Here is a 15215-nt window from a genome sequence, read left to right as displayed (position 1 = left end):
CTTATGATGTATTTGTCAAACAGAAATCCAAAAACAGCCTTTTTCCATCAAAATATACATGCACCTGCAATCCTGGCCTGGTTTAGTTGACGCTTCTTTTTTCACATGATATAATTTCCTGCATGTATTTTCCTATATTATACATACCATACATATTTATCTTAGGAGGGAACGCATAAATGAAATCTTTTTATTCCTGGTACCGGAAGCATATTACCGGTGCGATCTTTACAGGACTGATCCTGGGTATCCTCACAGGACTTTTCCTGGCCGGACGGTTTGAACCTGTCCTCACTGTGACCAGTCTGATCGGAAGTATCTACATGAACGCCCTGAACATGATGATCTTTCCCATGGTCTTCTGTTCCATTGTCATTGGAATCTGTTCCATCGGAAACGCGCGTACTACCGGCAAGATCACTGCAGCATCCATGATCTTCTTTCTCTGTACAACTGCTCTTGCCAGCCTGTGCGGACTGATCATCCCTCGCCTTATTCACCTCGGTGAAGGCGTAAAATTCGAAATGGCAACCTCAGATATCCAGGCTACAGAGATGAGCAGCATCCTGGACACACTGAAAAACCTGATCCCGTCCAACCCCATCGCTGCATTTGCCAACGGAAACATGCTTCAGGTTCTGGTGTTTGCCCTGATCATTGGTTTCACACTGATCGCAGTTGGTGAAAAAGGAACTCCGTTCCTGAATCTGATCGATTCCGTCAATGAGGTATGTCTGAAGATCATCACAACGATCATGTACTTCACTCCGATCGGTGTTTTCTGTACTATCGTACCAGTTGTGGAAGCCAACGGAACCGAGACTATTATTTCCCTTGCAACACAGCTTGTCATCCTGTATGCGGCATTCTTCGGTTTCGCTATTGTGGTGTATGGCCTGTCTGTAAAGATCATCGGAAAACAGAGCCCGTTTAAATTCCTGAAAGCGATCCTGCCTGCTGCCCTGAACGCCTTCGGAACCTGTTCAAGTTCCGCTACTATTCCACTCAGCAAACAGTGTATGGAAGAAGAAATGGGCGTTTCCAATCAGATTACCAGTATCGCCATTCCTCTCGGTGCTACGGTTAATATGGATGCCGTATCCATCCTGATGTCCTTTATGATCATGTTCTTTGCAAATGCCTGTGGAATCCATGTAAGCGTTTCCCTGATGATCATCATCCTTCTTGCAAATGTTCTGCTTTCTGTGGGGACTCCTGGTGTTCCTGGCGGAGCTATCGCATCCTTTGCGGCACTTGCAACCATGGCCGGACTTCCAGCCGGTGTTCTTGGTGTTTATATCAGCATCAATACACTCTGCGATATGGGTGCTACCTGCGTTAACGTTATCGGTGATATGGCATGCTGTGCGGTACTGAAAAATGTTATCAAAGTTGAGGAAGAAGCATAAAAACAAATCTGTCTGAAATGTTGTTTATGCGGAATGTAGAAATACTTTACATAAAATATTTTATGTAAACAAATAACAATAAAAGCCGTAAGATATATGTTTAAGAAACTTTCACATATACTTACGGCTTTTCTGTTTTATCATTTATCGGTTGTTCAACATCCCGTATTCTTTATACTGTTTAACATAAACGATACAATACCGAAATTTACATTTCACTTCTTGCTGTCCTTATTTTTTCAGAACACGATAATTTTCTTCTCTGTCGTAATCCTTATGGACCCCATCGTCCTCATATAAGGTATACTCTGCACCCTCATATCCAAGAAGCTGCATATTTTTCGTATCCAGAGCTGCCACACATTCCGCTGCTTCTGCAACCGGAATACATTTTCCCTTCCGGATAAACAACGGAATCTCATTCAGTGCCACCTCTACATAATGAACACCCTTTTCAAGGATCTCCTCTGCAATGGTTCCATCCGGAAGGAATTTCACAAACTTCATCTCCTCCGGAAGATATACATAACGGCCTCTTGCGTTCTGTTCATAAACCGGAGCGATCATGATCTCATTTCCAAGAAGCAGCTGGTCTTCCACATGTACAGCAATCTTATCCTCCGGATAAACAAAGCCCAACGGCCGGAAATACATATCATCGTTCAGAGCCGCCTTCATATATTCACTGTAAAGATATGGAATAAGACGATATCTTACACCGATCACATGACGGAAATCTTCCACATTTTCAAACTGGTAGCATTCCTGCTCTCTGGTACCGATCGCTGTATGATCACGCATCAGCGGTGTGAATACTCCAAGTGCCAGGAAACGAAGCAGCAGTTCTCTTGTTGTATCAGCGCCAAATCCACCCAGATCTGCTCCTGCATACAGGAAACCACACATATTCAGAGAGGGCATCATCTTCAGGTTCAAAAGGATATGAGCCCACCAGGATTTATTATCGCCGGTCCAGATCCCACCATAACGATGCATACCAATATAGGATGATCTGGAGAACATCAGAAAACGTTTTTCCGGATCGATCCGTTCAAAAGCCTCCCCTGCTGCTCTGGTCATATTGTAGCCAAACAGGTTATGGACTTTGTCATGGCGGATCTTTCTGCCATCCACATTATGGTAAAATCTCCGATAATCTTCCGGATTGTTTGCAACATTGCGAAGTGCACTCTGCATCTTCCAGATATGGATCTTTCCTTCCGTATCTTTTGCAAATTCTCCTGCAAGCTCTTTGACCTCTTTCATTCCCTCTGTGGAATAGAAGATCGCCGGCTCATTCATATCGTTCCAGAAACCGTCGATTCCCTTCTCGATCAGGAAACGGTATTTGTCACCGAACCATTTTCTGGCATCTTTGTTCAATACATCCGGAAAATGAGTATCCCCCGGCCATACAGCAGCTACAAAATCACTGCCGTCCTCTCTCTGGCAGAAGTAGCGGTTTTTGACACCCTCCTCATAAACATCGTATCCCGGCTCTACCTTGACGCCAGCATCGATGATCGGGATCAGACGGATATCCTGATCCTTCAGTTCCTTTACGAATTCCGGAAAATCCTGAAAATTCTCTTCACTTAATGTAAAGTCCTTATAAGACTGCATATAATCAATATCCATATAAATCATATCAATAGGAATATGATTTTCACGATATCCAGCTGCAACCTTCCGGAAATCCTCTTTTGTAGTATAGCCCCATCTGCTCTGGCCGAATCCAAAGGCAAATTTCGGTGGGATATAGCTTCTTCCGATCACATGACGGAACTGCTTTACAATATCATAGGGACTCTCCCCTTCGATCACATAAAGCTTCAGGTCTGCATTTTCGCAGGTTACCTTCATGGTATCCATTCTGGTATAGCCAATGTCAAAGGTGATCGCTGCCGGATAGTCAAAAAACATTCCAAAGGTTTCTTTTCCGGACACAATGATAAGATTATGTGCACCGTACAGGGAATGTTTATCCTCTGTATGCTCCGGATCATCGGTACAGTTACTGGTGTAAATGAATCCTCTCTTGTTGATACCGCGGTTGGACTCTCCCAATCCGTAGACGATATCCTCTTCATCCATGATATAAGTAAAAGAAAATCCATCTTCTGCACAGATTTCTCCATATCCTGGCTTTCCTTCTGCTGTCTCAATGTTTTCTGTCAGTGCCTCAGTCTCAAAGGGCTCTCCATATACATATTTTTTTATCATTTTTCCCTCTCCTGTTACAGATTTCTGTAAAGAACAAATGCCTCATAAGGTTTCAGGATCACTTTCTTTCCAAAATCCTTTCTTCCAAGATTTGTGATCAGACATTCTGCATTTTTCTGAAATTCTTCCGGAATTTCCATTTCTGCCACATGCTCACTGAAATTGCAGACTGTGAGAAGCTTCTCTCCCTCAAGGGTTCTGGTATATGCAAAAATCTGATCATGATCTCTGTAAAGTGCCTCAAAAACACCGTAAACGATCACCGGTTTTTCTTTTCTTAAACGGATCAGCTTCTGATAATAATGGAAAATAGAATTCGGATCTGAAAGCTGCTGCTTCGCATTGATCTCCTTATAATTAGAGTTTACCCTGATCCATGGCGTTCCCACCGTAAAGCCGGCCTGATGAGAATCCTCCCACTGCATTGGTGTTCTGGCATTGTCACGTCCTCTCAGCATCAGGCACTTCATCATATATTCCGGTGTATAAATACCTGCTTCTGTATATTCATGGAAATACTGAATACTCTCGATATCACGATAATCCTTAAGTTCTGTAAAATAAGCATTGGTCATTCCAAGCTCTTCTCCCTGATAAACATAAGGAGTTCCCTGCATCATATGAAGACAGGTTGCCAGCATCTTGGCTGAAGTTTCCCTGTATGCCGGATTATCATTTCCAAATCTGGAAACACTTCTTGGCTGGTCATGATTTCCAAGAAACAGACTGTTCCATGCTTTTCCCGCAAGCTCTTCCTGCCATTTGATCATAACCTTTTTAAATTCCTGGAAATCGTATTTCTCGGTAGTCCATTTACCATGTTCTGATCCCTGGCCCTCTACATGCTCAAACTGAAACACCATGTTCAGCTCATTTCTGTCCTCACCTGCATATTTCTGTGCCTCTTCGATAGTCACACCGGAGGTTTCTCCAACTGTCATCACATCGTATCGGGATAAAACCTCTCTGTTCATTTCCTGAAGAAACTCATGGATCCTCGGGCCATGGACGCAGTAAGGACCAAAATCACCGTATAATCCTCCATTCATTTCTCCATCCGGATATGACTGATCCTTGGAGATCATGCTGATCACGTCCATTCGGAAACCGTCGATTCCTTTTTCACACCAGAAATTCATCATATCGTAAACTTCCTGACGAACCTTTTCATTTTCCCAGTTCAGATCCGGCTGTTTTCTTGAAAACAGGTGAAGATAATACATCTCTGTCTGAGGATCATACTCCCATGCAGGTCCTCCGAACGCACTTCCCCAGTTATTCGGTTCTTTTCCATTCACCGGCTCTCTCCAGATATAGTAATCCCTGTAAGGATTATCTTTGGATTTCCTGCTTTCAATAAACCAGTTGTGTTCATCGGAAGTATGGTTTACGACCAGATCCATGAGGATCTTAATGCCCCGTTTATGCGCTTCTTCAAGAAGCTTTTCATAATCCTCCATGGTTCCATATTCATTATAGATCCTGCGGTAATCGGAAATATCATAGCCATTGTCATCCTGCGGGGATTCCAGCATGGGTGAGATCCAGAGAACATTTACTCCCAGCTCCTTCAGATAGTCCAGCTTTTCTATAATTCCGGGAATATCACCAATTCCGTCTCCGTTGCTGTCCTTAAAACTTCTCGGGTAGATCTGATATACCACGCTTTCTTTCCACCAGTTTTTTTTCATGGTAAATTGCCTCCTTTTTCTGTTGATTCTGAAATCAGCATATCCTATCCACCCTTTAAAATCAACAAGTTTCTCGTGAAACTTAAATTACTGCCAAACTTTTCTGTTTTTTTTATGCAGTTTTAACAATAAGTCACTACTGTCCGGTGAAAGAATTTCCACCGTATTTCGATGATGTGCCAGGAAAAGTCATCACAACATAAAAAAAGAGATCCTGCTACTCTTTTACAGAATCTCTCTTTACAAGCCAGACAGGGCTTTTTACATTTTTTTCGGCAGGTTCCTTTCCCTCTGCCATAAGAAGCAGCTTCCGCAAGGCCAGAACTGCTTTCTGATGAACATCCTGATGAATGGTGGTCAGCTTTGGCCTGACGATCTGCGCATAAAAATTATCATCAAAGCCGGTAATGGAAATCTGATCCGGAATCCGGATTCCCCTGTCTGTAAAAAAATTGATGGCCTCCACAGCTGTGTAATCCGAAGAAAATGCCAGAGCCTTTGTCTCCAGAAAATGAGGCAGCAGCTCTTCATATTTTTTCAGTCTGCGCCGGGGTTCCTGGGGAACCACCACATAGCGGGAGCGGCTGCAGAAGCCGCCATTTTTTTCCATAGCCTGTTTGAATCCAAGCCATCTGGCATAATCACTGTCCTGCTCTGTTTCCGCAACAAAAAGTGCCCGGTGGTATCCACAGGAATGCAGATATTCCCCGATCTGATATCCACCGGAATAATCATCCACTCCTACATTCTGAAAGCTATATCCACCCTTCGGATAGGCATCGATCAATACCATTTTTTTATTCAGCTTTCTGGAAAGCTGATGATACTGTTCTTCATTATACCCTATAATGATAAGACCCTCCACATTCCAACGGGATGCCATATCTACCACATTATCGATCCGTTCACCGCCAATGAGCATAATATAATAGCCTCTGTTTTCTGCTTCGACCTGCAGCGTTCCGGTGATCTCTCCCACAAAAGAATCCTGCAGAGACTGCATACCATGAATGAAGGAAAAACCAAGAACCACTCCAATGATCCTTGAGCCGTGTCCGGATAGCATCACAGATCCCATGTGGGGAACATAATTCTGCTCCTTCAGGATCGCCGTGATCCGGTCAATGGTGCTCTGTGAAACCCGTTTCGTATTTCCATTGATCACATTGGATACGGTTGTACGACTGACACCTGCCATATCCGCGATATCCTGCAGCCTTATCATTTCATTGAATACTGCATCAGCTCATAATGAAGCTCACAGCCCTCATAGATTTCTGCCGGAAGTAATGCTCTGGCAACCACTTTCAGTTCCTCCTCCGGCTGGTCTGTGCGCTGAAGGTGGGCGTAATCTCCATCGATCTGTTTTACGATATAATCACATACTAACATTAAATTTATCCTCTCTCTTTATTTTTTTCTGCAGCTGCAATCAAGCAGACAAAATCATCCGCATTCGCTACGTAGCTCTACACCGAATAACTGTGAAGCAGTTATTCGATTAAAAACAGGCTACAGCAAATGCTGCAGCCTGTCAACTCTTTATCCTACCCCCATAAGATAATTGTCTGTACCTTTTTATTCGTCAGCGCCGTCGACCTTACTTGCACGTGCTGCGATTTCTTTCTCCTGGATATCACTCGGAGCCTGCTCATAGCGTGCAAACTCATAGGAGAAATCTCCGCTTCCACCGGTCATGGAACGAAGTACTGTGGAATAACCATAAATCTCAAGCAGCGGAACATCTGCCTCAATGATGGTATTTCCTTCGTGATCCGGATTCATTCCAAGAACACGGCCACGTCTCTTGTTCAGATCACCCATAACATCACCGGTATATTTATCCGGAACGGTAACCTTCATGGAGATGATCGGCTCAAGAAGTACAGGAGAAGCCTCCATAAAGCCCTTCTTGAAGGCAAGGATCGTTGCCATCTTAAATGCCATCTCAGAAGAATCTACCGGATGATAAGATCCATCATAAAGGGTTGCTTTCACACCAACTACCGGATATGCAGCCAGAGGGCCTTTCAGGACGCATTCCTGAAGACCTTTTTCAACTGCAGGGAAGTAATTCTTCGGAACTGCACCACCTACAACTACCTGCTCAAATACATAAGGTGTCTCCAGATCGCCAGATGGCTCAAAGCGCATCTTAACGTGGCCATACTGTCCGTGTCCGCCGGACTGTTTCTTATGTTTGCCTTCTACATCTGAATTCTTACGGAGTGTTTCACGGAACGGAACCTTCGGTTTGGAAAGCTCCACATCCACTTTATAACGTTCCTTCAGCTTGCTGACAACGATATCAAGATGCTGATCACCCATACCGTAGATCAGGCTCTGGCGGTTAGCACTGTCATTGACAACCTTAAGAGTTCTGTCCTCTGTCATCATCTTGGCAAGGGACTGTGCGATCTTATCCTCATCGCCCTTCTTCACTGCCTTAAATCTCTTATATGTATATGGTGTGGAAAGTACAGCCTTCGGATAAAGGATCGGGTTTGCCTTGGTCGCAAGGCTGTCACCGGTCTGTACGCTTCCAAGTTTTGCAATGGCACCGATATCACCTGCAAAAAGTTCCGGAACTTCGATCGGTTTGGAACCTTCCAGAACATAGAGTTTATTTACGCGCTCTTCTGTTCCCTTCTCTACATTAAGAAGTGTATCATCGGATTTCAGCACACCGGAGCATACCTTGATCAGAGAATATTTACCAAGGAACGGATCTGCGATAGTCTTAAATACATAAGCGGATTTCGCCTTGGCAAAGTCATAATTCGCCTCAAAGATCTCGTTGGTCTTCTGTGCGATACCGTTGCAGGAACGTCCGCTGGGGCTCGGGAAATAACCGCAGATATCATCCAGAAGATTGGATACACCGCGAAGATTCACCGGTGAACCCATGCATACCGGAACAATGCTTCCATCCTGTACGTTGGTTGCAATAGCTGCAGAAACTTCTGCTACGGAGAAAGTATCTCCCTCAAAATAACGGTCCATAAACTCTTCACTTGTCTCTGCAACAGACTCCATCAGAGTTTCATGATATTTCTCAAGATATTCGGTCAGATAGTCCGGAACCGGGCATTCTTCTTTACCGGCCTTGTCAATGTATCTTCTTCCGGCCTGTTTCACAACATTGACATAACCTACAAACTTACCATCCTCACGGATTGGGAAATGAAGAGGAGCGATTCTCTTGCCGTACAGCTCTGTCAGCTCTTCCACGACCTCACGATAGCTGACATCATCCACGTCCATATCGGTAACAAAGATCATTCGCGGAAGTTTATATTTCTCGCAGAGATTCCATGCCTTCTGTGTTCCAACCTGAACACCGGCCTTACCGGAAACAACGATAATCGCTGCATCTGCTGCGCTGACTGCCTCTTCAACTTCTCCCACAAAATCGAAATATCCGGGAGTATCCAGTACATTTACCTTCATCTTATCCCATGGTACCGGAATCAAAGAAGTTGTGATGGAAAAATGTCTCTTTATTTCTTCCTTGTCATAATCGCTGACAGTATTGCCATCCTCAACACGTCCGAGTCTGTTTGTCATACCTGCCAGATAAGCCATTGCCTCAGCCAGTGTTGTTTTACCTGCGCCACCATGACCTAATAGGACTACATTTCTGATTCGGTCTGTTCTGAAAACGTCCATATGTAATACCTCCCTGTTTGTCTTACTTAATATGTTCACATTTTACTAAATTTCCATGCAAATTTCAAGTATTTTATTCAATTTTGACAACTTTTTTTCAGAAAGTTTTCAGCTATACCGTCAATTGATACAGAACAGGGTGCCCTCCTGTCAGAATTTCCGATTTACATACTTTTTCACAGCATCCACGGAACGGTTCAGTACCAGCTCTTCCGGAAAATCCAGCTTTGTGAGAAGATCTCTGGCAAGGTCAAATTCCCCGATCAGAAGGTCAAAATGGGCATCACTGTCCATAACCACAGGTACCCGATATTTTTTGCAGTATTCCAGCATGATGGTATCATTCTCTACTGCATTCTCACGGTTACAGTCAGGGTCCATGGAATGGTTGTTCAGCTCCAGGACTTTACCGTATTCTCTGGCGCCCTGTACAAGCGCCTCATAGTCAACCTCGTATCTTCCGTCATCCGGATGTCCGATGATATTGACACACGGATTCTTCATAGCATTAAGATAGGCCTCCGTATTCTCCTGTCTGCTGCCTGGTCTGATGCATGGAACATGAAGACTTGCAATGACCACGTCCAGCTTTTCCAGGGTATTCTGCGCCAGATCCACGGTTCCTGCCGCATCCAGGATGTTTACCTCCGAACCCAGAAGCAGCTGGATCCCGTACATCTCACGGGGCACCACTTTTATATTCTGAAAGTAGAATTTGTGGCAGGTTCCTGGCATCTTCGGTGCATGTTCTGTAATTCCCAAAAGCTCAAGGCCTTTATCGGAAGCCGCCTTCGCCATCTCGCGAAGGGTACAGTATGCATGCCCGCTGGCTACAGTATGTGTGTGCAGATCCATTACTGACTGATATTTCATAATAAATTCTCCTCTGTATCTTACGTTGTTTTTTCTTATTATACGTCCGAAATCCCTGATTTCTCAAGCCCTTTTCTATTACTGTTTATTGTTTGCTGCTGCTCATTGGCAATATTTCTGTTTCCTCTAACATTTGTTGACATTTTTCGTACTTTCTTTTACAATATAGTCGTGATTTACACTATTAAAGAATAAAAGTAAAAGTAACCGGAAAGGACTCTGAAGTACTATGAAAACCATAGGTTTTATCGGCCTTGGGCTGATCGGCGGCTCCATTGCCAGAACCATACGAAAATTTCACCCGGATTATCGCCTGCTCGCCTTTGACAAAGACAGAGACGCTCTGGCAGAGGCAGTCAGTTTAAATGTGATCGACGGGATCTGCGATATTGAAGATGAACGATTATACAACTGTGATTATCTTTTCCTCTGTGCCCCTGTAGAATTCAATGTGGAGTACATGGAAAAGATCAAGGATTCTCTTGGAGAAAACTGTATCCTCACAGATGTGGGCAGTGTAAAAAGCATCATCCACGAAAAAGTAACCGAACTTGGACTCGAAGGAAAATTTATCGGCGGCCACCCAATGGCAGGCTCCGAGCGCAGCGGTTTTTCCAATTCCAGTGATCATCTCCTGGAAAATGCTTACTATATTATTACTCCCGGAGGAGAAGTTGCTCTGGAAAGAATTTCCGATTTCACAGAGCTGGTTGCCTCTCTTGGTGCAATCCCCCTTGTTCTCACTGCGGAAGAACATGATTTTATCACAGCAGGAGTCAGCCACCTTCCTCATATCGTAGCCTCCGCTCTTGTGAACCTTGTAAACCTTCTGGACAACGATTCCCAGTATATGAAAATGATCGCGGCCGGTGGTTTCCGCGACATCACACGTATCGCCTCTTCCTCTCCGATTATGTGGGAGCAGATCTGTCTGGAAAATCAGAAAAACATTTCCACAGTTCTGGATGAATTTATCCGTATGCTGATCCAGATCCGCTGTTCCATTGATAACAAAGAGGCTGACAATATTTTTGACATGTTCGCAAGCTCCAAGGATTACCGCGACTCCATTGACATTGTGGATAACAGCCTGATCCCACGCTCCTATGTCCTTTATATCGATGTGGCAGATGAGGCCGGTGCCATCGCAACCATCGCAACCATCCTTGCAACCGAAAAAGTCAGCATCAAAAATATCGGCATCATCCACAACCGAGAATTTGAAGATGGCGTTCTGAAAATCGAATTTTATACAGATGCAGCCCTGGAGCAGGCAAAAGTGCTTCTTACCAAACGCAATTACAAAATCTGCGAACGCTGATATATAAACGAGGTATTTATTATGGAAATCAAAAAAGCAAAAAAATTATCCGGTTCTCTTGTCATCCCCGGAGATAAATCCATTTCCCACAGAGCCATTATGTTCGGCTCTCTTGCAGAAGGCACTACCAGGATCACAAACTTTCTGGAAGGTGCAGATTGTCTCTCCACCATTTCCTGCTTCCAGAAAATGGGCATTGACATTGAAAATACAAGCGGAGAGATCCTGGTCCACGGAAAAGGTCTCCATGGCCTTTGCGCTCCAACGGAGACTCTTGATGTAGGCAACAGCGGTACTAGCACCCGTCTCATTTCCGGAATCCTGGCAGGACAGGACTTTGTATCAGAGCTTACCGGCGATGCTTCCATCCAGAAACGCCCTATGAAACGGATCATGACTCCGCTTTCCCAAATGGGTGCCGATATCGTAAGTCTCAACGGAAACGGATGTGCACCGCTTAAGATCTCCGGAAAAAAGCTCCATGCCATCCACTACAATTCTCCGGTAGCATCTGCCCAGGTAAAATCCTGCGTACTTCTTGCCGGAATGTACTCTGACGGCATTACCCGTGTAACAGAGCCGGTTCTTTCCAGAAATCACACGGAGATCATGCTGAATTACTTTGGCGCCAATGTAACCGCAGAGGGAACAACAGCATCCATCAAACCGGACCCATCTCTTTACGGACGTGAGATCCTGGTTCCGGGAGATATCTCTTCTGCTGCCTACTTTATCGCAGCCGGCCTCCTTGTTCCCAACAGCGAGATCCTTCTGAAAAATGTGGGAATCAACCCGACCCGTGACGGTATCCTCCGTGTATGCAAAGCCATGGGCGCAGATATCACCCTTCTCAATGAAACCACAGAAGGCGAACCTACTGCAGATCTTCTGATCCGCTCCTCCACTCTTCACGGAACAACCGTAGAAGGTGCCATCATTCCTACCCTAATCGATGAACTTCCGATGATCGCGGTTATGGCAGCCTTTGCAGAAGGAACCACTGTTATCCGTGATGCCCAGGAGCTTCGTGTCAAAGAATCCGACCGTATCCAGGTTATGACAGAAAACCTCCAGGAAATGGGGGCAGATATCCAAGCAACGGAAGACGGCATGATCATCCACGGTGGAAAGCCTCTCCACGGTGCAGAGATCGATTCTCATCTGGATCACCGTATAGCCATGTCTTTCGCAGTGGCAGGACTTCTCTCGGAGGGAACTCTTTCCATCAAAAACGGAGAATGTGTCAATATCTCCTATCCGAAATTCTATTCCGATCTTTACAGTCTGGCAGAATAATTATCAGATATCCCGACAGAAAGCATTTTTATGCATAATTCATTGCATCTGTTCTATCAGATAGCAGTGCATGAAAATGCTCTCTGTTTTTTGTATTTTTTTATATTTCGTATATTTTTTATTTATTAGTGGTATCATAATTCCAAAATAAAATCATTTTTTTGATAAACTTTATCTATTTTCCCACTTTCCAAATTCCTACTATTATGGTAATATTTATCCGGAAAATAAAATATTTTCAGAGAGGAGCAACGATTATGAAAATTTTGTTTTATGACACTAAGAGCTACGATAGAGAATTTTTTGAGAAGCTGCTTCCGTCCTATCCAGGTATTGAGATTAAATTCATTGAAGCAAATATCCATGAAGAAACCGCAGCTCTTGCCCACGGCTACGACGCTATCTGTGCATTTGTAAATGCAGATCTTGGCGCACCGGTCATCGAAGAACTTCACCGACAAGGTGTAAAACTGATCCTAATGCGCTGTGCAGGATACAACAACGTTGATCTGGAAACTGCTGCCAGATGCGAAATCCAGGTGGCACGTGTTCCAGGTTATTCTCCGGAAGCAGTTGCCGAACACGCCATGGCACTTGCCCTTACCGCCAACCGCCACACCCATAAAGCATATATCAAATGCCGTGAAAACAACTTTGCACTGAACGGTCTCATGGGCGTAAACTTTTATCAGAAAACTGCCGGTATCATCGGTACCGGAAAAATCGGCCAGGCAATGGCAAAAATCTGCCGTGGCTTCGGTATGAAAGTAATCGCTTATGATCTTTTCCCAAATAAAAATCTTGACTTTCTGGAATATGTTTCGCTGAACGAACTTCTTGCCACCAGTGATCTGATCAGCCTCCACTGTCCGATGACTCCGGAAACTGAACATCTGATCAACTCCGAGACCATCGCAAAAATGAAAGATGGAGTGATCCTTGTAAACACCTCCAGAGGTGGACTGATCAAAACTGACGACCTGATCGCAGGTATCCGTGACCATAAATTCTTTGCCGTTGGTCTGGATGTTTACGAAGAAGAATCTGCTTATGTATATGAAGATATGTCCAGCAGCATTCTTCCTACTTCCACGATCCAGCGTCTTCTGTCCTTCCCGAATGTTACCATGACTTCCCATCAGGGATTTTTCACGGTAGAAGCACTGACCAATATTGCCGAGACAACTCTGGAAAACGCAAAAGCCTTTATGGATGGAGCTGAAATGAAAAATCTGGTTCACTGATATAGTTCCATTTTCACAAAAAAATCCGAGTACAGAATTAAGCAAAGCGAATATCCGCAAGCAATTCTGTACCCGGATTTTTATTTTTTAATAGATTTCTTCAAAAGATTTTCCGTCATCTTCTGTATAATACACACGTTTTCCATCCTGTGTAAATATTATCTTCTGTTTTTCTTCAGAATCCAGGCTGCACTGCTGATAGGTAATTCCATCTTCTACCGGAAGCATTTTATCTGCATTATCGTAACTTTTTGCAGAAAGGTTTGACGGCGCATGCCCATACTCATAAATATACTGGGCAACTTCATCTTTATCTGTGTATGTCCCTTTTTCATCCAGCTTACTCTGCGTTTCTTCGTTACTGTCTGTACTTTCCGCATCTGCTTTCTCTGTGGAATCTTCCTGCTGCTGTGACTGCTCCAGTTCCGCATCATCTTCCACTATCATTTCATCGTCACTGTTTTCGTCCATGTCCTCCAGTTCATCATCTGTTAATGGTTCCAGATCATCCTGAAATGCTGATTCGTCATATTTGGCTTTCTCCTTGCATCCTCCCAGCATCAAAACAGCAGCACCTGTCATTACCAAAAGAAAAATTCTGAATTTCTTCATGAATCAAGCTCCTTTCACTGTATACTGTTCTCTTAAAAGTGCAATCTCTCTTTTCCATCCCTCATCATCATTAGGCGTCTCCAAAATAAAGGGGATTCCTTTCAGTGCCGGATGGCACACCACATTAACCAGCGCATCCAGACCAATTTCTCCCTCGCCAATTTTTGCATGACGGTCTTTATGGCTTCCCAGGCCATTCATGCTGTCATTAAGATGAACGGCTTTTAATCTGGAAAGGCCGATCACCTGGTCAAATTCCGTCAGTACTCCATCCAGATCATGGACAATGTCATACCCGCCGTCCCAGACATGACATGTATCCAGGCAGACTCCCAGTTTGTGATTTTTTTCCACACGGTCAATGATCTCTCTTAGTTCCTGAAACGTTGCGCCCACCTCAGAGCCCTTGCCGGACATGGTTTCCAGAAGAACTGTGGTACTTTGTTGTTCGTTAAGAACATCGTTGAGAATTTCCGCAATTTTTGCAATTCCAGTTTCTGTTCCCTGTCCTACATGGCTACCCGGATGAAAGTTATAATAATTCCCCGGAGTATATTCCATGCGTTTCAGATCATCCGCCATAATCTCCCGGGCAAAATCTCTCAGATTTTCTTTCGCCGCACAGGCATTCATTGTATATGGTGCATGAGCTACAAGCTTACCGAAATGATTCTCTCCTGCAAGTTCCAGAAATTTCTGCACATCTGCCGGATCAATCTCTTTCGCCTTACCGCCTCTTGGATTTCTGGTAAAAAATGCAAATGTATTTCCTCCGTTTTTTACTATCTGACGTCCCATGGCTGCATAGCCTTTGGATGAACTTGTATGATTTCCGATATATAATACCATTTTTTTCTGATCTCCCTGTATTTTTTAT

The 15215-nt window shown here is 44.1% G+C and carries 12 protein-coding genes; 4 read left to right on the top strand and 8 right to left on the bottom strand.

Features of this window, described 5'->3' with window-relative positions:
* Positions 1 to 179: 179 nt before the first annotated feature.
* The gene (locus G5B06_RS05575; RefSeq protein WP_173761599.1) at positions 180 to 1409 is read left to right on the top strand and encodes a dicarboxylate/amino acid:cation symporter; all 1230 of its coding nucleotides are present in this window, start codon (positions 180 to 182) and stop codon (positions 1407 to 1409) included.
* A gap of 231 nt (positions 1410 to 1640) precedes the next feature.
* Here the strand turns inward: G5B06_RS05575 and G5B06_RS05570 are convergent, their stop codons facing one another.
* The 6 genes from G5B06_RS05570 to G5B06_RS05545 form a co-directional block, all read right to left on the bottom strand.
* Positions 1641 to 3632, bottom strand: coding sequence for a TIM-barrel domain-containing protein (locus G5B06_RS05570; RefSeq protein ID WP_022426496.1), 1992 nt, complete (start codon positions 3630 to 3632; stop codon positions 1641 to 1643).
* A 14-nt stretch (positions 3633 to 3646) separates the two neighbouring features.
* A complete protein-coding gene (locus G5B06_RS05565; RefSeq protein ID WP_173761598.1) occupies positions 3647 to 5323 on the bottom strand; it encodes a glycoside hydrolase family 13 protein in 1677 nt (558 codons plus the stop codon).
* Positions 5324 to 5540: 217 nt separating this feature from the next.
* Positions 5541 to 6548, bottom strand: a complete 1008-nt coding sequence (locus G5B06_RS05560) for a LacI family DNA-binding transcriptional regulator (RefSeq protein WP_021652638.1) — start codon at positions 6546 to 6548, stop codon at positions 5541 to 5543.
* Positions 6545 to 6715, bottom strand: coding sequence for a chorismate--pyruvate lyase (locus G5B06_RS05555; protein WP_173761597.1), 171 nt, complete (start codon positions 6713 to 6715; stop codon positions 6545 to 6547). Before G5B06_RS05555 ends, G5B06_RS05560 begins: the two co-directional genes overlap by 4 nt.
* A gap of 186 nt (positions 6716 to 6901) precedes the next feature.
* A complete protein-coding gene (locus tag G5B06_RS05550; protein WP_173761596.1) occupies positions 6902 to 8992 on the bottom strand; it encodes an elongation factor G in 2091 nt (696 codons plus the stop codon).
* 150 nt (positions 8993 to 9142) lie between these two features.
* A complete protein-coding gene (locus G5B06_RS05545) occupies positions 9143 to 9865 on the bottom strand; it encodes a phosphatase (RefSeq protein ID WP_173761595.1) in 723 nt (240 codons plus the stop codon).
* 229 nt (positions 9866 to 10094) lie between these two features.
* On the opposite strand from G5B06_RS05545, the gene G5B06_RS05540 reads away from it, so the two are divergent.
* The 3 genes from G5B06_RS05540 to G5B06_RS05530 all read left to right on the top strand — a co-directional run bounded on the left by G5B06_RS05540 (position 10095) and on the right by G5B06_RS05530 (position 13726).
* Entirely contained in the window at positions 10095 to 11186 is a 1092-nt protein-coding gene (locus G5B06_RS05540; protein ID WP_173761594.1) for a prephenate dehydrogenase, read from the top strand.
* A 21-nt stretch (positions 11187 to 11207) separates the two neighbouring features.
* On the top strand, positions 11208 to 12482 hold the full coding sequence (gene aroA / locus G5B06_RS05535; protein WP_173771509.1) for a 3-phosphoshikimate 1-carboxyvinyltransferase: 1275 nt from the start codon (positions 11208 to 11210) through the stop codon (positions 12480 to 12482).
* 257 nt (positions 12483 to 12739) lie between these two features.
* Complete coding sequence (locus tag G5B06_RS05530) at positions 12740 to 13726, top strand: 2-hydroxyacid dehydrogenase (RefSeq protein ID WP_173771507.1); 987 nt, start codon at positions 12740 to 12742, stop codon at positions 13724 to 13726.
* Between the two features lie 87 nt (positions 13727 to 13813).
* On the opposite strand, the gene G5B06_RS05525 is transcribed toward G5B06_RS05530, so the two are convergent.
* Entirely contained in the window at positions 13814 to 14338 is a 525-nt protein-coding gene (locus tag G5B06_RS05525; protein WP_173771505.1) for a ribonuclease domain-containing protein, read from the bottom strand.
* A 3-nt stretch (positions 14339 to 14341) separates the two neighbouring features.
* A complete protein-coding gene (locus G5B06_RS05520; protein ID WP_173771503.1) occupies positions 14342 to 15187 on the bottom strand; it encodes a deoxyribonuclease IV in 846 nt (281 codons plus the stop codon).
* Between the last annotated feature and the right edge of the window lie 28 nt (positions 15188 to 15215).

Origin of the sequence: Blautia luti (assembly GCF_013304735.1) — a bacterium.
GTDB lineage: Bacteria > Bacillota > Clostridia > Lachnospirales > Lachnospiraceae > Blautia_A.
This window is presented reverse-complemented; position numbering and strand designations above follow the sequence as displayed.

Bases quoted from the DNA above. Each gene is read 5' to 3' on its own strand.
- G5B06_RS05575 (WP_173761599.1), top strand. From the start codon at position 180: ATGAAATCTTTTTATTCCTGGTACCGGAAGCATATTACCGGTGCGATC.
- G5B06_RS05570 (WP_022426496.1), bottom strand. From the start codon at position 3,632: ATGATAAAAAAATATGTATATGGAGAGCCCTTTGAGACTGAGGCACTG.
- G5B06_RS05565 (WP_173761598.1), bottom strand. From the start codon at position 5,323: ATGAAAAAAAACTGGTGGAAAGAAAGCGTGGTATATCAGATCTACCCG.
- G5B06_RS05560 (WP_021652638.1), bottom strand. From the start codon at position 6,548: ATGATAAGGCTGCAGGATATCGCGGATATGGCAGGTGTCAGTCGTACA.
- G5B06_RS05555 (WP_173761597.1), bottom strand. From the start codon at position 6,715: ATGTTAGTATGTGATTATATCGTAAAACAGATCGATGGAGATTACGCC.
- G5B06_RS05550 (WP_173761596.1), bottom strand. From the start codon at position 8,992: ATGGACGTTTTCAGAACAGACCGAATCAGAAATGTAGTCCTATTAGGT.
- G5B06_RS05545 (WP_173761595.1), bottom strand. From the start codon at position 9,865: ATGAAATATCAGTCAGTAATGGATCTGCACACACATACTGTAGCCAGC.
- G5B06_RS05540 (WP_173761594.1), top strand. From the start codon at position 10,095: ATGAAAACCATAGGTTTTATCGGCCTTGGGCTGATCGGCGGCTCCATT.
- aroA (WP_173771509.1), top strand. From the start codon at position 11,208: ATGGAAATCAAAAAAGCAAAAAAATTATCCGGTTCTCTTGTCATCCCC.
- G5B06_RS05530 (WP_173771507.1), top strand. From the start codon at position 12,740: ATGAAAATTTTGTTTTATGACACTAAGAGCTACGATAGAGAATTTTTT.
- G5B06_RS05525 (WP_173771505.1), bottom strand. From the start codon at position 14,338: ATGAAGAAATTCAGAATTTTTCTTTTGGTAATGACAGGTGCTGCTGTT.
- G5B06_RS05520 (WP_173771503.1), bottom strand. From the start codon at position 15,187: ATGGTATTATATATCGGAAATCATACAAGTTCATCCAAAGGCTATGCA.